The organism is Longispora urticae, assembly GCF_053902585.1.
In genome coordinates, this window is sequence record NZ_JAQZSH010000020.1 from 80,725 (window position 1) to 100,138 (window position 19,414).

Here is a 19,414-nt window from a genome sequence, read left to right on the forward strand (position 1 = left end):
TTCCATTACGCTTACACGGGCGTTTTGTCCGTAGACGCCGGACGAATCCGGCGGCTATCGTCGCCGGATCCCGCCCGAAGGAGGACTCCCATGGGTACGCCCCAGCCCCGGTTCCGCGCCGCGGACACGGCACTGCTCCGCGTGCCCACCCTGCCCGCCAGCCGGGCCGCCGCGACCCGGGTCGACATCGACGGCTCCCCGGAACGGCTCGCCGGCTTCCTGCGCGAGGTCCTCGCCGACCCCGTGTTCCGCGAGGCCGTCGACGTGGCCGGCGGCGGGCTGGCCGACACCCTCGCCCGGCTCGACGCCGACAGGCCCCTGGACCCGGCCAAACTCACCCGGGCGGCGCACGCCGTGGCCCGGTACCTGCTGCGGACCACCGGGCGGCCCACCCCGTTCGGGCTGTTCGCCGGGGTGGCGCTCGCCGGGTTCGACGCCACGGCCAAGGTGCGGATCGGCGACCGGCACGTCAAGGGGGTACGGCCCGACGCGGTGTGGCTCGCCGCCGGTACCGACGCGTGGCAGCGCCGCCCCGACATCCTGGGCCGGCTGCGGATCGTCGCCAACGACCTGTGCACGGTGCGCGGCGACCGGCTCGTGCTGCCGTACGTGCGCCAGGACGCCGCCGACGACCGCGCGCGACCGGTCCAGGAGTTGAGCGTCCGGTACACCCCACCGGTGCGGGCGGCGGTCGGGGCGAGCCGGCACCCGGTGCCGTACGCCGAGCTGTTCGAGCAGCTCACCGGCTGGTTCCCCCGCGCCTCGGCGGCCATGGTGGAGGCCATGCTGGTCCAACTCGTCGACCAGCAGCTCCTCCTCACCGACCTGGGCCCGCCGGCGCACGGCACCGACCCGCTCGGCCACGTCCTGGACCGGATCGTCGGCGCGCCCGGGCACACCGACCTGGAGGCCGTCGCCGACCTGCTCGCCCGGTACGCCGACCAGCCCCTCGGCGCGGGCCGGCCCGCGTTCGGCGCCGCCGTCGCCGCGATGCGCGCCCTGCACCCGGCCGAGAAGCCGCCCGTGCAGGTGGACCTGCGCTTCGACGCGGACGTGACCCTGCCGGTGGCCGTCGCCGAGGAGGCCGCGCGGGCCGCCGAGGTGCTGTGGCGGCTGTCCCCGGTGGACGGGGCGCCCGAGCACCTGCGGCAGTACCACGGGGCGTTCCTGGAGCGGTACGGGGCGCACACCCTCGTACCCCTCACAGAGCTCGTCGATCCCGAACGGGGACTCGGCGCGCCCGCCGGCTACCTCGTGCCGCCCAGCGACCGGCGGCTCGAACCCGCTCCCGACCGGGAGTCCGCCCGCGACGCCGCGCTGATGGCCCTCGCCCAGCGGGCCCTCCTGCACGGCGGCGACCTGGTCCTGGACGCCGCGACGGTCGACCGGCTGGCCTCCGACGGCGGCACCCCGCCGGACACCCTCGAACTGGCCGTGCACGTGCTCGCCGAGTCCACGACCGCCCTCGACGCGGGGGACTTCCGGCTCGCCGTCGCCCCCGGCACCGGCGCCAACACGGCCGGGGCCATGTTCGGCCGGTTCGGGTACCTGTTCCCCGAGGGCGCCTACCCCACCGCCGCCGAGGAACGCCCGGACGGGCCGTTGAGCGCGCAGCTCGTGTTCCAGCCGGTGCACGCCCGGGCCGGCAACGTGCTGCGGGTGCCCCTGATCCGCGACCGGATCCTCGCCGTGGGCACCTTCGCCGACCACTCCGCCGCCGAGGTGCTCGGCGTCGGGGACCTGCTGGTCGGCGCCGACCACGACCGGCTGTACCTGGTGTCCGCCCGGCACGGCCGCCGGATCGACGCGCTGTCCCCGCACATGCTGAACGTGGGGTACTCCACGGCCAACGCCGTCCGCCTGATCCGCGAGATCACGGCCAGCGGCACCCGGGGCCTGACCGGCTGGTCCTGGGGCCGGGCCACCCTCCTACCCCGCCTGCCCCGGGTGACGTACGGCCGCACGGTGCTGTCCCCGGCGAGCTGGCAGGTCCCCGCCGCGTTGCGGGACCGCGACATGACCTGGCAGAACTGGTCGGCCGAGCTCGACGGCTGGCGCGGCCGGTGGCAGGTGCCGGACCGGGTCCAGGTGCTGGTCGACGACCACCGGATCGAACTGGACCTGACCGTTCCGCTGCACCAGCGGCTGCTGCGCGACGAGCTGGTCCGGCGGGCCGGGGCCGTGGTGTGCGAGCCGCCCGGGACGGAGGCGGAGACGGGGTGGCTGCACGGGCACGCCAACGAGGTGGTGGTGCCCCTGACGTCGGTCCGGGAACCGGTGGCGCGGGACCGGGGATCCGTCGACGGACAGGCCGCCCCCCTGCCCCGGCACAGCCCCGCCCCCCGGCACCTCCCCGGCGGCGAGTGGCTCTACGCGAAGCTCTACTGCGCGCGCGGCCGGCACGACGAACTCCTCGCCGGCCCGGTGTCCTCGCTGGTCGCGGCCCTGCCCGAGGGCGTCGACCGCTGGTTCTTCATCCGGTACGCCGACCCCGACCCGCACCTGCGCCTCCGCTTCCACGGCGCGCCGGCCCTCCTGTGGGGACGACTCCTGCCCCAGGTGCACGCCTGGGCCGAGGACCTGTGCGGTGCCGGACTCGCGCACAGACTCACCCTCGACGGGTACGAGCCGGAGACCGGCCGGTACGGCGGCCCCGACGCGCTGGAGTCCGCCGAGCGGTTGTTCGCCGCCGACAGCGCGGCCGCCCTGGCCACCCTCCGGTTGCGCGCGACGGGCCTGGACCTGCCGACCGGGCTGCTCCTCGCCGCGAACACCGTGGACCTGCTCCGCTCCTTCGGCGACCCGGACTGGGTCGACTGGCTGGTCGGCGCGCAGCACCGGGGCCCCCGGCACCCGGCGTTCGCGGCGGTCCGGCGCGAGGCGGTCGCCCTGCTCGACCCGTACGGGGACGCGACCGCGCTCGCCGCCGTCGAGGGTGGGCCCGCGCTGCTGGACATCTGGCGCCGGCGCGCCCCGGCCGTCGCCGCGTACGGGGCCACGGTCCGGGAGCTCGCCGCCGCCGGCCGGCTGCACGGCACCCGGGACTCGGTACTCGACGCCGTCCTGCACATGCACCACAACCGACTCGTCGGCGTCGACCCGCAGGGGGAGGCCGGCGCGCTGGCCATCGCCCGGGGCGCGGCCGCCGCCCACCGCGACCGCCGGAGGCACGGCGCATGACCACCACCGAACCGGCCACCGCCACGGCCGCCCACGCCCGGCACCAGGACGGCGGACCCGCCGCGCATCCGACCGGCCACGGCGCCCCGGGCCACGAGGGGCACGACCACGGCGTGCGGGGTGCTGACGCGCACGGCACCGGTATCGACTGGCCGGCCTCCGGTCGGGGCCGGGGCGGCCCGGAGGACCCCGCCCGGACCCGGGCCGACGCCGCGCACGTCGTCGCCGAGGTCGCCGCCCGGCTCGCCGACCCGGAGCGCGCCGCGCGCGGCCGGTGGGACGGCGGGCTGACGCTGGGGGACTCGTACCCCGCGACCGCTCTGCTCTTCGCGGAGCTCGGCCACGGCGACCCCGCGCACCGGCGCACCGCCCACCGCCACCTCGCCCTGGCCGTCGCCGCGATGACCGACGCGCCCCCCACCGGCCTCTACCAGGGCCCGGTCGCGCTCGCCTTCGCCGCCGCCTGCGCCGCGCACCGCCCCACCGACTACGCCGGAATCCTCGGCCCGCTCGACGAACGGATCGCCGCCTGGGCCCCGGTGGCGCTGCGCCCCGAACGCGACCGGCTCGCCGCGGGCCGCCCCGGCACCTCCTACCGCGCCTACGACGTGGTGGCCGGGGCGACGGGTGTCGGCCGGTACCTGCTGGCCCGGCGCTCCGAGGCCCTCGACGGCATCCTGCGCTACCTGGTCGACCTCAGCGCCCCGCTCGACGGCCTGCCCGGCTGGTGGGTCGACCACCCGGCGAACCCGGCCGACCCGGGCCCCGGCCACGCCAACCTCGGCCTGGCGCACGGCATCCCCGGCCCCCTGGCGCTGCTCGCGGCCGCCTGGCGGGACGGCCACCGGGTCCCCGGGCACGCCGACGCCCTGCACCGGATCGTCGACTGGCTCCTCGCATGGCGCGACGGCGACTCCTGGCCCGGCGCCCTGACCCGCGAACAGCTCACCGACCGCCCCGACCACCTGCCGGGCACCCGCGCCGCCTGGTGCTACGGCGCCCCCGGCGTGGCCGTCGCGCTCGGCCTGGCCGGCGACGCCCTGGACCGGCCCGAGTGCCGGGCCGCCGGGGCCGCCGCGGTGCGGGCCGCGCTGGCGCTGTCGGAGCACGACCAGGGCATCGGCGACGCCGGTCTCTGCCACGGGTCGGGCGGCCTGCTGCACCTCACCCGCCTGGTCCTGGGCGACGACCCGGTCACCCACGTCCTGGCCCGCAGGACCCTCGACCGCTTCGAACCCGACAGCCTCTTCGGGTACCGGGCCAGCGTCCCCGGCGCCGACCACCGGCCCGACGCGCCCGGCTTCCTCGAGGGCGCTGCCGGGGTCGCGCTCGCCCTGCACGCCTACGCCACCGGCGGCCCGACCGCGAGCGGCTGGGACGCCGCCCTGCTGGCCCGCTGACCACCGACGACGAAGGAGTACGACCATGCTCGACCATTCCGTGTGGGCCGGCCTGTTCGCCAAGGCCGAGGAGGCCGAGTCCCTCGACTGGGGACGCTCGCACCTGCGGTTCCACGCCGCCGACCGGGCCCGCGGCCTGGTCGACCGGGAGCTCGTCGAACACTGGCTCGTCTACGGCAACCTGCGCTACCCGCAGCTCAACCTGAGCTATGGGGGCGACGCGGCCCCGCCGACCTCGTACACCCGGAACCGGCGGATCGGCCAGCACCAGCTGCCCGGCTGCGCGCACGCCGACGACATCATCGCCCAACTCGACCAGGGCGCCACCCTGGTGCTGAGCAACCCGGAACAGTGGGACGAGCACCTCGCCGCGTTCTGCGCCCAGCTCGGCGGCGCCCTGTCGGCCAGCGTGCAGTCCTACGTGTACCTGACCGCGCCCGAGAGGTACGGCAGCCGGCCGCACCGCGACGAGGGCGACGTGTTCGCGGTCCAGCTGGAGGGCACCAAGACCTGGACCCTGTACGGGCTGCCCGACGGCGACGACTGGGACCGGGGCCACCTGCCCGAGGACACCCCGGTGACCGAGGAGCTCGTGCTCCGCCCGGGCGACGGCCTGTACGTGCCCTCCGGGATGGGGCACCGCGCGCAGTCCGGGCCGGAGGGCTCGCTGCACCTGACCGTGTCGGTCGGGCTGCCCCGGGCCCGGGACGTGGTGTCCGCGTGGACGGCGTTCGCGGTGCGCGAGTTCTCCCGGCACGAGCACCTCGCGCCCGGGTCCGAGGGGCGGGAGGAGGCGGTGCGGGACATCCTGCGCCGGTTGGCCGAGGTGGCGGCGGGCACCGATCCGGCGGTGCTGGCGGCGGCGGCCGTGCCGGCGGGGGTGTGGCCGGAGACGCCCCGCCCGCTGACCTGGCCGACGTCGGCCTGACGGGCCGTCCCCGGCCGCGCGCCTCAGCCGGTCAGGGCCTCGACCACGGCCACCGCCACGGCGCTCTGGCCGGCCAGGGTGAGGTGCAGCCCGTCCTCCTGGTGGGCCTCGACGGGCCGGGTGGCCGGGCGGGTGTCCACGGTGGTCTCCGGCTGGTCTGCCAGGAACGCCGCCACCTCGTCCAGGTCCTCGTTGGCCCAGCTCAGGCCGGCCCGCTGGAAGTGCGGATAGCCGCGGACCCGCCCCTCGTCGACCGCGCTGGGCGTGAGCCACACCCAGCCGGCCGCCCCGGCGGCCAGGTCGCGCAGTGCGCCGAGGTTGCGGGCCGTCTCGGTCGGGCTGACCAGCCGGGTACTCCCGCCGGCCAGCCGCTGGACGTCGTTGCCGCCGAGCATGCAGAACACCCAGTCGGGGCGGCGGAAGGCCAACCCGGGCAGTTGGGTGAGCGCCTGGGTGCTGGTACACCCGGAGACGGCGAGGTTGTCCCACCCCAGGTCGTCGGCCGGGCGGCGCTGGGCGAGCACGTGCCGGAGGATCTCGAACCAGGACAACCGGTCGGCCGTGGTGCTCTCGCCGACCGCCGCGATCCGCTGGCCCGGCCGGAACGGCAACCGGTCGACCCGGGCGGCGAACGCCCCGTCGGCGAGCAGCTCGGCCGCCGCGTCCCGGGCCTGGTCGTCGAGGCCCTGGCACAGCGCGCGGTACCCGGCCGGGTCCAGGCCGAACAGGGCCGCGATCCGGTCCTCGCCGAGCTGGGGCAGGTACGGCAGGTTCTTCTCCGGCCGCTGGGCACGTACCAGTCTCGCGATCATGATTCTGTTCCGTTCTTCCGGGTCTTCGGGAGCAGGAAACCGGCCGTCACCAGCCAGATCAGGCCGGTGAACCGGGCGATCGGCAGCAGCACCCCGGCGCCCTCCACCAGCAGGCTGAGCGTGCTGAGCTCGGCCACGGCCGCGATGACCAGGCCGACGACGGCCAGCCAGCGGGGCAGCAGCCGGGCGAGCAGGCCGGGCACGGCGATCCCGGCCACCAGCAGGCCGAGCGGCACGACGTGTCCGGGGCCGCCGGTGGCGAACGCCAGGTCGTGCAGGATCCGGATCGCCGCCTCGTGGTCGTGGAACTCCGTCCGGGACAACGTCCAGGTCAACATGCCGGACAGGGCCAGGAACGCGGAGGCGAGCACCCCGCCGGCCAGCGCGATCGTGGCGCCGGGCGCGCGCACGCCCAGCCGGTGCAGGCGGGCGGAGGCGGTGGCCGCGTAGATCCCGAGCGGGATGGCGGCGGCGAACTGGAGCACCGCGCCGATCCGGACCGCGTCGGCGTGCCCGCGGAAGTAGCCGAGGATCTCCTCCGGCGCGGCGTAGGGCGACGGGTAGATGTCTCCGCCGCCGAGGGCGATGCCCCCGAACAGGCCGCCGAGGAACAGGACGGTGAACACGAGGCCGAGGATGCCGAGCGGGGGTCCGCCCTGGCGGATGGGCGAGGTCATCGTTCTCCTAGGTGAATAGTTCACAGGCAAGAATCATTAGGTGTGCAGTACGATAGCGCGGTGAACTCTCCTCGGCAAACCCCCAGCGGGGCGGCCTTCCTGCTCGCCCAACTCGGCTCGCACGCGGCCGCCCGGTTCGCGGAGCGGGTCGGCGAGCTCGGCCTCACCCCGCCGGATGTCGGGCTGCTGCGCATGATCGCCGGCCGGCCGGGGCGCAGCCAGCAGTCCCTGGCCCTGGACCTGGGGGTGGTGCCCAGCAGGGTGGTCGCCCTCATCGACAACCTCGACCGCAAGGGCCTGGTCGAGCGCCGCCGCAGCACCGGGGACCGGCGCAACTACGAGCTGCACCTCACGGACGAGGCCCGCCGCGTGATGGGTCGGATGGCGGCGATCGGCTCCGCCCACGAGGACGAACTGCTCGCCGCGCTCGACGCGGGGGAGCGCGCGCAACTCGCCGAGCTGCTCGAACGCGTCGCGGGCCAGCAGGGGCTGACCCCGGGCGTGCACCCGGGATACCGACGGATGGGGGGTCGTGACGCGGGCCCGCCCGGTCCGTCCGCCTGACGCCGGCGCGGTCCCTTCAGGTAGCCGCAGCCGTGCCTGGTCGGACGGGTCTTGCGGCCGGCACGGTGTTTCCCCACACTGACCACATGGGGGACCTCGACGCGATTGCCGTGGCCTGGTTGACGGCCGGCCGCTGGCGCACGATCCAGACCGGGTACGCCGACCTGGTCGTGGCGGGCATAGCCGAGCCGAGCAGGGGCGGACTGCGCCGGACGGGTGTCGCGCCGCGCGACGGCCACCCGGTGCGACGCGCGCTCTACGGGGCGCTGAGCGCCACCCGCTTCCCGAAGGAGGCCGCCGCGCAGTGGGCGGTCGACCGCGCGCTGGGCGGCCTGAAGGTCGAGTTGCGCAGGGCGGGGCTCCTGCGGCCCGGTTGGCGGCGGGTGCTGCTGCCGTCGCTCTACCTTCTGGTGCCGAGCTGGCTGCTGGTCCGGATGGGCGCGGGGCACGTCCGGCCGGCACTGGCGTTGGTGGTACTGGGCGCGGTGCTCGCACTCGTGTGCCTTCCGCGCCGGACGATGAGGGCCGAGGTGCTGTTGGCCCGCATGCGCCGGGAGCGGTCCGCCGACGAACACGTCGCGATGGCGGTCGCCTGGGACGGCGGGCGGGCACTCCGGGAGCGACTGCCCGAGGTTGCCGAGACGAGTGGGTTACTCGCCAGCAGCAAGGGAGGTCGACACCACGATTCGGCCAGCCTGAGCTTCACCCACGGTTCCGACCTCTGAGCGCGGCGGGAGACACCGGGCCCAGGGCTTCGTCGAACGTGGACGGTTCGCGGGCGCGTCCGCCCGGTGGGTAGGGGCGGGCCAGGACCGGTCGTCGTCCGTGACCGGGTGTGCGGAACGCCTCGGGGTCCTGGCCTCAGTTCCTGGCTGCACGGGTCGGTAGCAGCGCGAACAGCACGAGGACGACGACCAGCAGGGACAGCAGCCCGGTTCCGAGGAAGAAGCCCCAGTCGAAGTCGCGGTGCACGCCGCCGTACCGCAGGACCCACAGGTCGTCACGTACGATGCCGCCCGTAGTGGAAACCCCGGCCCCGGCCCCGGACCCGGAGCCGCTCACGACCACTCCCGTGGCCATGGCCGTCGTGTTCGGATCGATCGGGGGTCCCTCCGGCTGCCACTCGGACCACACCGAGACCGTCATCGCCACGGCCACCCCCGCGACCAGAGCCAGTCCGGCCGCCACCCAGCGCGTGGACTCCGCGAAGAACCGTCGTGCCGCGAGCCATGCGAGCCCCACGCCCCCGGCGATCAGCACCGCGCCCGACCAGCGGGTCGAGGCTTCCCACGCTGTCGCACCGTGCCGCCCGGCCGCGGTGTCCAGCGCCGCCATCGTGCTGAACTCCGCGTAGAACCAGGGGCAGAAACTCGCGGCCACGACCAGTAGTGCGATTCCCGGCACCGTCCACGTCCTCCACTGCCGCATCATGCCTGGACCCTATCGGCAGCGCGGGAGTCGGCGCTGCCCGAAGCGGCCGGGGGTACATGTCACCCAGACCCGTGGTCGGCCCACTGCGGCTCACAGTCGGCAGCTGATCTCCATGCCGTCCTCGACGGGGAACGCCACGCTCTGGTAGCCGTTGCGGATGTCGCGGACGTAGCGCAGGTAGGGCTGCAGGTCATCGAGGTCGATGTCGTCGGCGACGACGAGGGTGCCGGGCGCCAGGTGCGGTTCCAGCAGGCGGAGCACCGGCAGGCACAGGCCTTCCAGCCGTCCAGGAGGACGAAGTCGACCGGGCCGGCGTGCGCGGCGAGGGTCTCGCGGGCGTCGCCGACCAGGACGGTGACCAGATCGTCCAGGACTACCTGCGCCGGATCGCCCACTTCCTCACCCGCTCCGACGCCGGCGCCGTCCTACGGGCACTGCTCGGCCACGCCCAACACGACCCGGCCTTCGCCGCCCTGCTCCGCGAGCGGTACCTGACCGAGCAGCGCCGACGCGACCTGCTGCCGCTGCAACGCGCGATACGACGCGGCCAACTGCCCGCCGACCTGGACGCGAACACCGAGCTCGACCACCTCCTCGGTCCGATCTGCCACCGTGTGCTGGTGACCGGAGACCCCGTCGACGAGCTCTTCATCGACCGCCTGGTCGGCAACCTTCTGCTGCGCTCCACGAACATGCCGGGCGGCAGGGGCCCGTCTGCGGCCTGGCCGGCGACACCAGGGGACGACGCGTAGGGGCGGTCTCGGCGTTCGCGCGCACGCCGTGACCGGTGCTCAGGCGGCAGGCCCACAGTATTCTCCTCACCGGCTGCCCACGGCGATGAGGAGAATACCAGCCCCAATGCCCCGTTTGCCTTCGGAACTGGGTGCGAACCCCGGGTGCACGGCCGTGATCGTAACGTTTCGTCGGCCGTACCCGAACAAACAACGGCCACGGGTGACGAGGAAGGTGGGCGACGGTGACGATGACGTGCGTGGAACTACCGGTCCCGGGTGACATCATCCGACTGAGCGTGTACGGCGACGTCACCGCCGAGGACAGCGCGTCGCTGATGCACGCCATCCTGAAAGCCGTGGCAGGCTCCGAGGACCGGCGCGTCGTGGTGGACCTGGCCGACGCCAACCTCACCGACCACGTGATCACCGAGGTACTCGTCGCCGCCCGCGACGCCGCCCGCGTCGTCTGTCGGGACCTGACATTCACGGGCGCACCGTCGCGGATCCGCGCGGACCTCGCCCGACACGACGGTCCTCGCGTAGGCGCGTCGAACGATGGCCGGCCGGGCCCTGCCGTTGGCGCCCACTGAAGTGCGCTGTCCCCGGGCACGGCCAGCGGCGGAGGATCGGCACCCGGGCACGGACTCGAACCCTGAGGCCCCAGGCCGGCGACCAGGGACGAGGTGAACGGGCCGGCACAGCTCGCAGGAGGAGTCCGGGTCGGGTTCTGCGTGCGTCCGGGTCGGGTGAGGCCAGCGCGACCTGACCGGCCACCCGACCGCCCGCATGTCCTGGACTAGTGACCGTCGGCGGCGGTCGGCCCGAACCTGCGCCGGTAGGCCGACGGCGTCAGCCCGGTCTCGCGCCGCATCAGTGCCCGGAGGTTGGTGGCGGTCCCCAGTCCCGTGCGCCGGGCGACGACGTCGAACCGGGCCTCGCCGCGTTCGATGAGCCGGCACGCCAGGGTGAGGCGCTCGCCGGTGAGCCACGCCAGGGGCGTCGTACCCAACTGGGCGCGGAACCGGCGATGCAGCGTCGCCGCGCTCACCGCGGCGCGGGTCGCCAGGTCCGGGACGGTGAGCGGGCTGTCGAGCCGCCCCTGCGCCCAGGCGAGCACCGGGGCGAGGGACTCGTCCGGCAGGTCCGGAACGGGTCGCTCGACGAACTGGCGCTGCCCGCCGGCCCGGTGCGCGGCGAAGACCAGCCGACGGCTGACCGTGTTGGCGACCTCCGCCCCGTGGTCGCGGCGGACGACGTGCAGGCCGAGGTCGAGTGCCGCGGCACTTCCCGCCGAGGTGAGGATGTCGCCGTCGTCGACGAACAGCACGTCGGTTTCCAGGCGGACGGCCGGGAATCGTCGCCGGAAGGCGGGTGCCCACTGCCAGTGCGCGGTGGCGCGGCGCCCGTCGAGCACGCCGGCCTCGGCCAGGGTGAAGGCGCCGCTACAGAGGCCGATCAGCCGCGCGCCCCGCGCGTGCGCCCGCCGGACCGCGTCGAGGACGGCCGGGCGGCGCGGCACCTCGACGTCGGGCCGGTTGGGCACGATGAGCGTGTCGGCCTCCTCGGCTGCGTCCAGGCCGGCGACACCGGTGAGGGTGAAGAACCCGTCGCGCATCACGACGTCCGGCCCGGGGGAGCAGAGCCGGAAGTCGTACAGGTCACGGCCGAGCTCGGGGCGGCGCAACCCGAAGACCTCCGTCGCGCAACCCAGCTCGAACGGGTTGGAGTTCTCGTCCACGATCACGACCACGCGGTGCGAGTATTCTTGCGGCATGTGCTATTCCTAGCACTCACGCCGCCTGGCCGACAGAGCCCAGGCTGGGCACATGACCGACGAACCTGTAGCCCTCAGCGCGGCCCTGGCCTCCTTCGACACCCTGTGGAGCCCCCGCGTCGTCACCCGGGTCGACGACTACGACGTCCGGATCGCCAAGGTGCGCGGAGAGCACGTCTGGCACTCGCACGCCGGGACCGACGAGTTCTTCCTGGTACTCGACGGCGAACTGCGCATCGCGCTCCGCGACCGCACGGTCGTGCTCCCCGCCGGCTCGGTGTTCACCGTTCCCCGGGGTGTGGAGCACCGGCCGTTCTCGGAGTCCGGTGCGTCGATCCTGATGTTCGAACGCACCGGCACGTCGACGGTCGGCGACCACCGCGGCCCGGTCCCGGGCCACGTGGACGCGACCACCGGTCACCCGCTCGCGACGAACGGATAGGTGGGCACGGCAGGTACACATCATGCGGTGGGGCCCTTCCCGACGTTGGCTACCAGGTAGTAGCAGGTGTTGCGCAGCAGGTACGAACCGTCGTCGCGCCGGTAGGGCGCGATCGACCCGGCGACGGCCGCGGCGACCGAACGGTGTCCCGAGTGACCGATGGCCTCGGCCGCCGGCCCCGTCGACAGCAGCCCGCGCAGAGCGGTGGCGAGGTCGGGGTACTCCCACGGGCACGGAACCACCCGCCACGCTGACGGGCGCAGTCCGGTTCCGCTCAGCAGACGTCTGAACGCCTCCACGTCGGACGGGTCCAGGTGCGTCGCCGGCCGTTCGGGGGGTGGCAGGAGCGCGCCCAGCTCGAGGAGGTAGGTGACGGCGTCACACTCCGTGGGAGGGCCCCAGGTCGCGATCACGAAGTCGCCTCCGGTCCGCAGGACCCGGATCGCCTCGGTGACGGTGCGCTCGGGGTGTGCGGAGAAGTGCAGGCAGTTGAACGCGGTCACGATGTCGAAGGCGTCGTCGGGGTAGGGGAGGAGTTCCATGGTCCCGACCCGGAACTCGCCCGTGGGGTGGCGGGCCCGTGCGAGGTCGATCAGCGGTGCCGCCACGTCCAGGCCGCTCACCGCGGCGCCGTGGCCGGCCGCCGTGCCGGCGAACTCTCCGGCGCCGCAGCCGACGTCGAGCAGCGACCGTCCCCGCCACGGACCCAGTTCCTCGAGCACGGCGCGCGTGACCGGCCGGATCTTCGGCTCCTGGACGTCGGCCCAGTCCGTGGGACGGGTTCCCCAGGACCGGGCCTGGCTGTCGGCGGTGTTCACCGGCCCTCCGGCTGGTCGTCCACGGCGGGGTCAGCCGCCGGCGATCGCGCTGAAGAACTCGACGTGGTCGTCCTCGCCCAGGGGCATGTCCCCGTCCGGGTGTTCGATGAACTCGCCGTTGAGGACCACGCGGTGCGCGCGGCGCAGCTGCCCGCTGTTGTCCAGCAGGATCCGCTTCATGGCCGGAAACCTCGAGGTCAGTTCCTGGAGCACGTCGGTGAAGGTGGTGGCGGGGATGGACACGGAGCGCTGGCTGTCGGCCAGACGCAGCAGCATGCCGTTGAATTCGAACGTCATGGAACCGAACCCTTCTTCTGGTACTGGATGACGGAGACCCGCCGTCGTCAGGTACGGCGCCCCGCGCGCGCCACCACGCCGGCGCCGAGGTTGACCTCGAGGATGTCCTGGGTGCCGGCGGCGAGTGTGAGTCCGGCGTAGTCGCGCATGTACCGCCCGAGATGGGTGGTGCCGTAGTAGCCGTGGCCGCCGAGCACCGCGAGGGCCCGTTCGAGTACGAAACGGATCTGCTCGACCGCGAAGTACTTGGCGGCCGAGACGACCGGGTCGAAGATGGGCTCGGCGTGCCCGTCGCCGACACGTCCCAGCGCGTGGTACAGCATGACCCGGGCCGACTCGACCGCCACGTACATGCGTCCGAGGGACGCTTGCACGTTCTTCAGTTCGGCGACCGGCTCGCCGTACCGGACGCTGGCTGCCAGGTGTGCCGCGCAGTCCTCCAGCAGGGCCTGGGCGCGGCCGAGCGGCGCGCAGGCGATCCACAGGCGCTGGAGGCCGAGGAACCGTTGGGCGTGCGTCAGTCCGTCCCGCGCTTCGAGGATCCGCCCGGCCGGCAGTGGCACGTCGTCGAAGGTGACGGAGGCCGCGCCCGCGGTCCGCATGCCCATCGGCTCGGAGGCCGTCACGGTGACGCCGGGGTCGTCGCGTTCGACCAGGCAGGCGATCATGTCGCCGGACTCGTCGAGCGCGTAGGTGAGGAACACGTCGCTGATCAGTCCACCGGTGATGTAGCTCTTGTGCCCGTTCAGCACGTAGCCGTCGCCCTTGCGGTGCAGCACCGTGCGGAAGGAGTAGGCGTCGGCGTCCTCGGAGTAGGCGATGCCCGCTCCGTAGCGGCCCCGTGCGATGGGGACGGCGTAGGTGTCGATCAGGTCGGAGCGGCCCGACTCGCAGATGAGCCGGGCGATGTCGATCTGGTGGTTGAGGATGAGTGCGAGCGCGGAGTCCTGACAGCGGTACCCGACCTGTTCCAGGACCATGCCCCAGATGAGGGGTTCAACGTCCTCCCCACCGGCCACCCGTGGCAGGGACAACGACCGCAGTCCGGTGGAGCCGGTCTTCGCCAGTAGGCGCGGTGGCGGGGGTTGTCGGGCGTCGTCGCGCTCGACGACGGTGCTGCCGATCTCCGCCAGCAACGCGCCCCACCGTTCGCTGACGAGTTCGGCCACTTCGGCCCGTCGGGCGGCGAAATCGTCCATGTCGCTTCCTTCCTGAGGGGCGCGGGTCGTCCTCGCGGGCGAACGGTTGGCACGGTGCCGCCGCTGCCCGAAAGGGCAGACCCGGCCTGTGTCCCCGCGCTCGGGATCTTCGGCCGCGCTGTGGGGCTCTACCTGCTCGGTGGCGGGGTGGATCCTTCAAGTAGGCGCCAGGCCGCCGAGAAAGCACCCCGATGACGGACACCGTCCTGTTGCTCGTGTTGCTCGCCGGCCAGTGGAGGAGTCCGATGACACCGATCCGTGGGCAGAACCCGCGCCTTCGCGCCCTGCACACCGAGGCGGACTGGACCCTGCAGGCCATGGCGCACGCGGTGAACACCGTCGGGACCGAGGCCGGGGTCCGCCTGCACTACGACCGGACATCCGTCTCGCACTGGATGGCGGGCCGCCAACCCGGAACCGGGGTGGCCGACGTGGTCGCCGAGGCCCTCTCGCGCCGACTGCGCCGCCCGGTCACCCCGACGGACCTCGGCCTCACCGACCCGTACGGCGAACCGACGAGCACCGACCCCGTCAGCGCCCTGGCCGAACTGGCCGTCGCCGACTGCGACCCGACCCAACGCGCACATCTGCGGCACGGCATCTACCAACTCCAGGACACCCTCGCCCTGCCGGGCGGCTCGCACGTGCCACACCAGCACTTCCCATCCCCGACACGCAGGATAGGCACCGGGGAGACCGAAGCCGCCCGGGCCATGATCGCCGCCCTCGCCCACGTCTACCAGGCGCACGGCGCGGCGGGCGGGCCCGGACGGCCCTCGTCGCCTACGTCGCCCGGGACGTCACCGGCCTGCTCGCCACCCTCGCCCCGGACAGGGCCGGCCGGAGCTTCACCTCCGCCGCCGCGGGCCTGGTCTACCTCGCGGGGTTCATGGCGCTGGACGCCCGGAGCCACCGACTCGCCCAGCGCTACTTCACCGTCGCCCTCGGCCTGGCCGGACAGGCCCACGACCCCGCGACCCAGGCCCTGGCCCTCCGCGCCTTCGGACTCCAGGCGCACCTCCTCGGCCACCACCGCGCCGCACTGCACGCCAGCCAGGTGGCCGAGGACACCGCCCGGCACACGGCACCCACCCACGTCCTGGCGCTCCTGGCGGGACAGACCGCCGTCGCGCACGCGGCGCTCGGCGACCGCCGCGTCGCCCTGACCTGTCTGGCGCGCACCGAACGGCTGTGTGCCGGCGCCGCACCGGACGCGGGACCACTGGGCGCCTACGGCCCGGCGGATCTCCACCACGACACCGGACTCGCGCTGTACCACCTGCACGACCACACCCCGGCTCTGCGCGCCATCGCCCTCTCCCTGGACCAGCGACCGGCCGACCAGCGGCTTCCCCGGGCGCTCACCACGGCGTGGGCCGTCCAGGCGCACGCGGAACGACGTCACCTGCACTCCGCGCACATCCTCCTGGAACAGCTACGCCGTGACTGTCGCCTGCTGCAGAGCGGACGGGCCCGACACGCGCTCACGGAGATGACACGTCGCGTCCTGGCGACGGCGGCGGGCATCGCCGGCGGTGCGTCGTCAACCGCGTCGGCGGGGACCGGCCGGACCCGGCGGCACTGATCGGCCCACCACGGTGGAGTGTTGCGTAGTCGTGGGACTGTGCCAGGGACGGTCAGGGGTCGTGGTGTTCAACGTGCCCAGCGATCAACATTGGTACTCGCCCATGCGTCGACGGAGGTTCCTCCTCGCAGGGGCACTTCGGGCGCGGAGGTGAGCGAGGGCGCCAGAGTGCCGGGTCGACGGGTCGAACACCGTCGGCTCGCGCACGGTCTCGGTACAGACCGGTGACGCGCCGCCCCACGTCATCACGGCGAGCACCTCCCGAGGTCCGCGACGGGCGCGGCCGACCCCTGGGCCTCGACGGGTCGGTTCTCCTGTGATCAGGCGGTCGTGGCCGGGCGGCGGATCGCGGTCGCGGCCACCGCCGTCACCACGGTGCCCACCGCGACGATCCACCACGCCCGGTGGTACCCGGCGAGTACCCCGCCCGCCGGCGACGCCAGCAGCGCCGCGAGCCCGGCGAAGCCCAGCGAGGCGCCGATCGCCCGGGATGTCACGGACAACGCGCTGCCGACCCCGAGCTCCGCGGCCGGCACCGACTCCACGGCCGCGGCGGCCAGCACCGAGAACGCCGCGCTGGACCCCACGCTGGACACCAGCAGCCCGGGCAGGAAACCGGTCACATAGCTGCTGCCCGGGCCGGTGCCCAGCGCCAGCATCAGGCAGCCGGCACCGAAGAGCAGGACGCTGACCTGCGCGATCACCCGGTTGCCGTATCTGGCCCCGGCCGGCCCGCCGACGTAACTCGCGGCGGTGGCGACCACCGCGCCCGGGGTCAGCGCGAGCCCGGCCTCCAGGGCCGTGTAGTCCCAGACGCTGGTCAGGAACAGCGCGTTGGCGAGTTGGAGGGCGAAGTAGAGCAGCCCGAACAGCAGCAGCGCGACATTGGCGACCCGGACCGGGCGCAGCCGCAGCAGGCCCGGTCGGATCAGTGGGTCGGCGATCCGGGCGGTGCGCAGGCCGAAGCCGACCGACAGCGCCACCGCGGCGCCGAGCGTGCCCAGGGTGGCCGGGCTGGTCCAGCCCCAGTCGCCGCCGGAGGCCAGGCCGAGTGCCGCCGCGCCGACGGCTGCGGCGAGCAGTGCTGCGCCCAGCAGGTCAGGAAGCCGGCCGGGGCCGTCGCGGCCCTCGTCGACCCGGGGCAGCACCCGCCAGCCCACAGCCACGGCCACCGCGCCCAACGGCACCGTGAACCAGAAGACCAGCCGCCAGCTGTCCGCGCCGACCAGCAGTCCGCCCACCGCCGGCCCTGCCGCGGCCGCCAGGGCGCCGACGGCGCTCCACAGCCCGATCGCCCGTCCCCGGGCGGCCGGGCCGAACGCCGGCAGGATCAGCGCGAGCGCCAGCGGGGTCATGGTGCCGGCGCCGACGCCCTGCACGAACCGGGCGGCGATCAGCATGCCGACGCCGCCGGCCAGCGCGCAGCACGCCGAGGCCACGGTGAACAGCGACAGGCCGATCAGGAACACCGCCCGCCGGCCGAGCCGGTCGGCGAGCGCCCCGGCGGGCAGCAGCGCCGCGCCGAACGCGACCGCGTACCCGGTCGTCACCCACGACAACGCGCCGAGCGTGGCCTGCGGGAACGATCCCGTGATGTCGTCGAAGGCGACCGGTACCACGTTGAGGTCGAGCGCGCCGAGGAACGTGCCGGCGGCCGCCGCCCCGAACACGGCCCACCGCCCGTTCACGCGGACCCGCCGGCCGCACCGACAGGGCCGAGGGTCCCGTCCTCGAGCCGGGCCCGCAGGATCGGCCGGAGCACCTTGCCGAGTGAGTTCTTCGGCAGCTCGGGCACGAGCTCCAGCCGGACCGGCCAGTTCTCCCAGGTCATCCGCTCCGCGTCGAGGAACTTCGTGAGCTGGTCCAGGGTCGGCGGCCCGCCGTCGGCGACCACGACCGCGCAGACGCAGTCGGCGCTGGGGAAGTCGGGATCGGGGTAGCCGATCAGCACCACCTCGCGGACGGCCGGGTGCCGGGTCAGGACGCCCTCGACCTCCAGGGTGGGCACCTTGGCCGCCTGCCGGGTGGTGATCAGATCCGCCCGGCGGCCGGTGATGCGGATCCCGCCGCGCCCGTCGGGTCGCGCCATGTCGCCGGTGTCGAACCAGCCGTCGGCGTCGGTCTGGGCGGCGTACACGTCGGCCTGGTCGAGGTACCCGACGGTCTGCGAGGCGCCCCGGACCAGTAGCCGGCCCAGGTCCGCGCCCGGCTCGGCGTCGATCCGCACCTCCATCCAGGGCTCGGGCCGACCGTCGCTGTCCGCGGCCCAGCCTGCGGGATCCTCGGGGCGGGTGAGGGTGACCGCGCCGTTCTCGGTCATGCCCCACAGCGCGCCGAGCTCCACGCCGAGCGCCTCGCGCACCTCGGTGACCAGGTCGGGCGGGATCGGAGCGGACCCGGACAGCAGGTACCGCAGAGTCCTGAGGTCTTTCGGGTCGTCGCCCTGGGCGGCGAGCAGACCGGCGACGTACAGCGGCGCGGCGTAACCGAAGGTGACCCCGTGCTCGGCGACCACGTCGCGGAACAGGGCCATGTCGGCGGTGTCCTGCATGACGCAGGTACCGCCGAGCAGCAGCGGCATGTGCACGGCGTAGCTGAAGCCGGCCATGTGGGTCAGGTAGTGCGGAATGGCGATCACCTCGTCGGCCCCGAGCCGGTAGGGCTCGCTCACGGTGCGCACGGCGGCGTAGAGGGTGTTCTGGGTGTGCGCGACGGCCTTGGGCTCGCCGGTGGTGCCGGAGGTGACCAGCAGCAGGCTCACGTCGTCCGCGCCGAGCGGCTCGACCCCGGTCAGCGGGTGGCGCTCCTCCCACGGGGTGTCGACGAAGAACGTCGTGAAGTCCAGCGCGCCCGGCGGCGGGGCGCCGACCACCACGTGGTGATCCAGGGTCGGCGGCGCGGCCTCGGCGACCCGGGTGACGTAGTCGACGCCGTCGAGGACGTCCGGGGCGAAGCACACCTTCGCGGCGGTGCGGCGCAGGACCTGGCCGAGCTCCCGGGCACCCAGCGCCGGGATGATCGGGGCGACGACGGCGCCGATCCGCACGCAGGCCAGGTACAGCGGGGTGAGCATCCACTGGTTGGGCAGGTGGATGGCGACCACGTCGCCGCGGCCGACGCCGAGCTCGGTCAGCGCGCCGGCGAACCGGGCCACCGTGCCGGCCAGTCGCGCGTAGCTGAGGGTCCGGGCGTGCTCGCGGCCCTGGTAGGCGATGATCGCGGCCCGGTCGGGTGAGCGGTCGACGGCCCGGGCCAGGTCGTCGAGGAAGGTCTGGTCGCGCCACCATCCGCGCGCACGGTACAGGGCGGCCTGCTCGACGGCCGGCTGGATCAAGGTCTCCCACATATGCGGGAAGCTACATGATCACGCTCCACTGTGGAACCCTTGATCGATGATCGTGACTGCGTGTTAGAGCCCCGCCCCGGACAGTTCCCGGTGGACAACTGGCCATGATGGACCACAGCCCGTCCAGGGCTGCGCATGGCGACGGGCGCGGCCGGCAGGTGGCCTCGAAGTGACGGCAACTTGCCGTATCCGGCCGCGACGGGGACTCGATGCCGGGAGGCAGGCTC

General features: G+C 74.2%; 19 protein-coding genes. 9 read left to right on the forward strand and 10 right to left on the reverse strand.

From position 1 onward, the window contains the following. Nucleotides 1-90 precede the first annotated feature (90 nt). The 3 genes from PT931_RS10540 to PT931_RS10550 are packed head-to-tail and all read left to right on the forward strand — an operon-like array spanning nucleotide 91 to nucleotide 5,508. Nucleotides 91-3,180 carry a lantibiotic dehydratase gene (locus PT931_RS10540; RefSeq protein ID WP_456245537.1) on the forward strand — a complete coding sequence of 1,030 codons (3,090 nt, stop codon included), beginning with the start codon at nucleotides 91-93 and terminating at the stop codon, nucleotides 3,178-3,180. Continuing rightward, complete coding sequence (locus PT931_RS10545; protein WP_456245538.1) at nucleotides 3,177-4,580, forward strand: lanthionine synthetase C family protein; 1,404 nt, start codon at nucleotides 3,177-3,179, stop codon at nucleotides 4,578-4,580. Before PT931_RS10540 ends, PT931_RS10545 begins: the two co-directional genes overlap by 4 nt. Before the next feature lie 25 nt (nucleotides 4,581-4,605). Beyond that, nucleotides 4,606-5,508 (forward strand): JmjC domain-containing protein, encoded by a 903-nt coding sequence (locus PT931_RS10550; protein WP_456245539.1) that lies wholly within the window; start codon nucleotides 4,606-4,608, stop codon nucleotides 5,506-5,508. Between the two features lie 23 nt (nucleotides 5,509-5,531). Here PT931_RS10550 and PT931_RS10555 read toward each other — a convergent pair whose 3' ends face one another. Both PT931_RS10555 and PT931_RS10560 read right to left on the reverse strand, forming a co-directional pair. After that, nucleotides 5,532-6,320 (reverse strand): SGNH/GDSL hydrolase family protein, encoded by a 789-nt coding sequence (locus PT931_RS10555; RefSeq protein WP_456245540.1) that lies wholly within the window; start codon nucleotides 6,318-6,320, stop codon nucleotides 5,532-5,534. Further along, nucleotides 6,317-6,997 carry a hypothetical protein gene (locus tag PT931_RS10560; RefSeq protein ID WP_456245541.1) on the reverse strand — a complete coding sequence of 227 codons (681 nt, stop codon included), beginning with the start codon at nucleotides 6,995-6,997 and terminating at the stop codon, nucleotides 6,317-6,319. Before PT931_RS10560 ends, PT931_RS10555 begins: the two co-directional genes overlap by 4 nt. 60 nt (nucleotides 6,998-7,057) lie before the next feature. On the opposite strand from PT931_RS10560, the gene PT931_RS10565 reads away from it, so the two are divergent. Further along, the gene (locus PT931_RS10565; protein WP_456245542.1) at nucleotides 7,058-7,561 is read left to right on the forward strand and encodes a MarR family winged helix-turn-helix transcriptional regulator; all 504 of its coding nucleotides are present in this window, start codon (nucleotides 7,058-7,060) and stop codon (nucleotides 7,559-7,561) included. An 86-nt stretch (nucleotides 7,562-7,647) separates the two neighbouring features. Further along, nucleotides 7,648-8,286 (forward strand): hypothetical protein, encoded by a 639-nt coding sequence (locus tag PT931_RS10570; protein ID WP_456245543.1) that lies wholly within the window; start codon nucleotides 7,648-7,650, stop codon nucleotides 8,284-8,286. A gap of 136 nt (nucleotides 8,287-8,422) precedes the next feature. Here the strand turns inward: PT931_RS10570 and PT931_RS10575 are convergent, their stop codons facing one another. Both PT931_RS10575 and PT931_RS10580 read right to left on the reverse strand, forming a co-directional pair. Continuing rightward, nucleotides 8,423-8,992, reverse strand: coding sequence for a hypothetical protein (locus PT931_RS10575; protein ID WP_456245544.1), 570 nt, complete (start codon nucleotides 8,990-8,992; stop codon nucleotides 8,423-8,425). A gap of 90 nt (nucleotides 8,993-9,082) precedes the next feature. Then, nucleotides 9,083-9,253, reverse strand: a complete 171-nt coding sequence (locus PT931_RS10580) for a hypothetical protein (RefSeq protein ID WP_456245545.1) — start codon at nucleotides 9,251-9,253, stop codon at nucleotides 9,083-9,085. A 53-nt stretch (nucleotides 9,254-9,306) separates the two neighbouring features. Here PT931_RS10580 and PT931_RS10585 point away from each other — a divergent pair, with 53 nt between their 5' ends. Further along, entirely contained in the window at nucleotides 9,307-9,744 is a 438-nt protein-coding gene (locus PT931_RS10585) for a TetR-like C-terminal domain-containing protein (protein WP_456245546.1), read from the forward strand. 230 nt (nucleotides 9,745-9,974) lie between these two features. Further along, nucleotides 9,975-10,316 carry an STAS domain-containing protein gene (locus tag PT931_RS10590; protein ID WP_456245661.1) on the forward strand — a complete coding sequence of 114 codons (342 nt, stop codon included), beginning with the start codon at nucleotides 9,975-9,977 and terminating at the stop codon, nucleotides 10,314-10,316. Nucleotides 10,317-10,522: 206 nt separating this feature from the next. Here PT931_RS10590 and PT931_RS10595 read toward each other — a convergent pair whose 3' ends face one another. Continuing rightward, nucleotides 10,523-11,500 carry a GlxA family transcriptional regulator gene (locus PT931_RS10595; RefSeq protein WP_456245547.1) on the reverse strand — a complete coding sequence of 326 codons (978 nt, stop codon included), beginning with the start codon at nucleotides 11,498-11,500 and terminating at the stop codon, nucleotides 10,523-10,525. Between the two features lie 52 nt (nucleotides 11,501-11,552). Between PT931_RS10595 and PT931_RS10600 the strand changes: the two genes are divergently transcribed. Then, a complete protein-coding gene (locus PT931_RS10600) occupies nucleotides 11,553-11,942 on the forward strand; it encodes a cupin domain-containing protein (protein ID WP_456245548.1) in 390 nt (129 codons plus the stop codon). A gap of 20 nt (nucleotides 11,943-11,962) precedes the next feature. Here the strand turns inward: PT931_RS10600 and PT931_RS10605 are convergent, their stop codons facing one another. Genes PT931_RS10605 through PT931_RS10615 form a run of 3 tightly spaced genes read right to left on the reverse strand, consistent with a single transcriptional unit; the run spans nucleotide 11,963 to nucleotide 14,256 of the window. Further along, a complete protein-coding gene (locus tag PT931_RS10605) occupies nucleotides 11,963-12,760 on the reverse strand; it encodes a methyltransferase domain-containing protein (protein WP_456245549.1) in 798 nt (265 codons plus the stop codon). 30 nt (nucleotides 12,761-12,790) lie between these two features. Beyond that, nucleotides 12,791-13,057, reverse strand: a complete 267-nt coding sequence (locus tag PT931_RS10610) for a MoaD/ThiS family protein (RefSeq protein ID WP_456245550.1) — start codon at nucleotides 13,055-13,057, stop codon at nucleotides 12,791-12,793. A gap of 47 nt (nucleotides 13,058-13,104) precedes the next feature. Beyond that, a complete protein-coding gene (locus tag PT931_RS10615; RefSeq protein WP_456245551.1) occupies nucleotides 13,105-14,256 on the reverse strand; it encodes an acyl-CoA dehydrogenase family protein in 1,152 nt (383 codons plus the stop codon). An 889-nt stretch (nucleotides 14,257-15,145) separates the two neighbouring features. On the opposite strand from PT931_RS10615, the gene PT931_RS10620 reads away from it, so the two are divergent. Next, complete coding sequence (locus PT931_RS10620; protein WP_456245552.1) at nucleotides 15,146-15,841, forward strand: hypothetical protein; 696 nt, start codon at nucleotides 15,146-15,148, stop codon at nucleotides 15,839-15,841. 320 nt (nucleotides 15,842-16,161) lie between these two features. Here the strand turns inward: PT931_RS10620 and PT931_RS10625 are convergent, their stop codons facing one another. Both PT931_RS10625 and PT931_RS10630 read right to left on the reverse strand, forming a co-directional pair. Further along, complete coding sequence (locus PT931_RS10625; protein WP_456245553.1) at nucleotides 16,162-17,529, reverse strand: MFS transporter; 1,368 nt, start codon at nucleotides 17,527-17,529, stop codon at nucleotides 16,162-16,164. Then, nucleotides 17,526-19,187, reverse strand: coding sequence for an AMP-binding protein (locus tag PT931_RS10630; protein ID WP_456245554.1), 1,662 nt, complete (start codon nucleotides 19,185-19,187; stop codon nucleotides 17,526-17,528). The genes PT931_RS10625 and PT931_RS10630 overlap by 4 nt, the downstream gene beginning before the upstream one ends. Between the last annotated feature and the right edge of the window lie 227 nt (nucleotides 19,188-19,414).

Coding starts and splice junctions, on each gene's coding strand:
- PT931_RS10620 (WP_456245552.1), top strand. CDS start 15,146: ATGGCGCTGGACGCCCGGAGCCACCGACTCGCCCAGCGCTACTTCACC.
- PT931_RS10555 (WP_456245540.1), bottom strand. CDS start 6,320: ATGATCGCGAGACTGGTACGTGCCCAGCGGCCGGAGAAGAACCTGCCG.
- PT931_RS10630 (WP_456245554.1), bottom strand. CDS start 19,187: ATGTGGGAGACCTTGATCCAGCCGGCCGTCGAGCAGGCCGCCCTGTAC.
- PT931_RS10610 (WP_456245550.1), bottom strand. CDS start 13,057: ATGACGTTCGAATTCAACGGCATGCTGCTGCGTCTGGCCGACAGCCAG.
- PT931_RS10550 (WP_456245539.1), top strand. CDS start 4,606: ATGCTCGACCATTCCGTGTGGGCCGGCCTGTTCGCCAAGGCCGAGGAG.
- PT931_RS10560 (WP_456245541.1), bottom strand. CDS start 6,997: ATGACCTCGCCCATCCGCCAGGGCGGACCCCCGCTCGGCATCCTCGGC.
- PT931_RS10600 (WP_456245548.1), top strand. CDS start 11,553: ATGACCGACGAACCTGTAGCCCTCAGCGCGGCCCTGGCCTCCTTCGAC.
- PT931_RS10590 (WP_456245661.1), top strand. CDS start 9,975: ATGACGTGCGTGGAACTACCGGTCCCGGGTGACATCATCCGACTGAGC.
- PT931_RS10545 (WP_456245538.1), top strand. CDS start 3,177: ATGACCACCACCGAACCGGCCACCGCCACGGCCGCCCACGCCCGGCAC.
- PT931_RS10595 (WP_456245547.1), bottom strand. CDS start 11,500: ATGCCGCAAGAATACTCGCACCGCGTGGTCGTGATCGTGGACGAGAAC.
- PT931_RS10540 (WP_456245537.1), top strand. CDS start 91: ATGGGTACGCCCCAGCCCCGGTTCCGCGCCGCGGACACGGCACTGCTC.
- PT931_RS10570 (WP_456245543.1), top strand. CDS start 7,648: ATGGGGGACCTCGACGCGATTGCCGTGGCCTGGTTGACGGCCGGCCGC.
- PT931_RS10615 (WP_456245551.1), bottom strand. CDS start 14,256: ATGGACGATTTCGCCGCCCGACGGGCCGAAGTGGCCGAACTCGTCAGC.
- PT931_RS10575 (WP_456245544.1), bottom strand. CDS start 8,992: ATGATGCGGCAGTGGAGGACGTGGACGGTGCCGGGAATCGCACTACTG.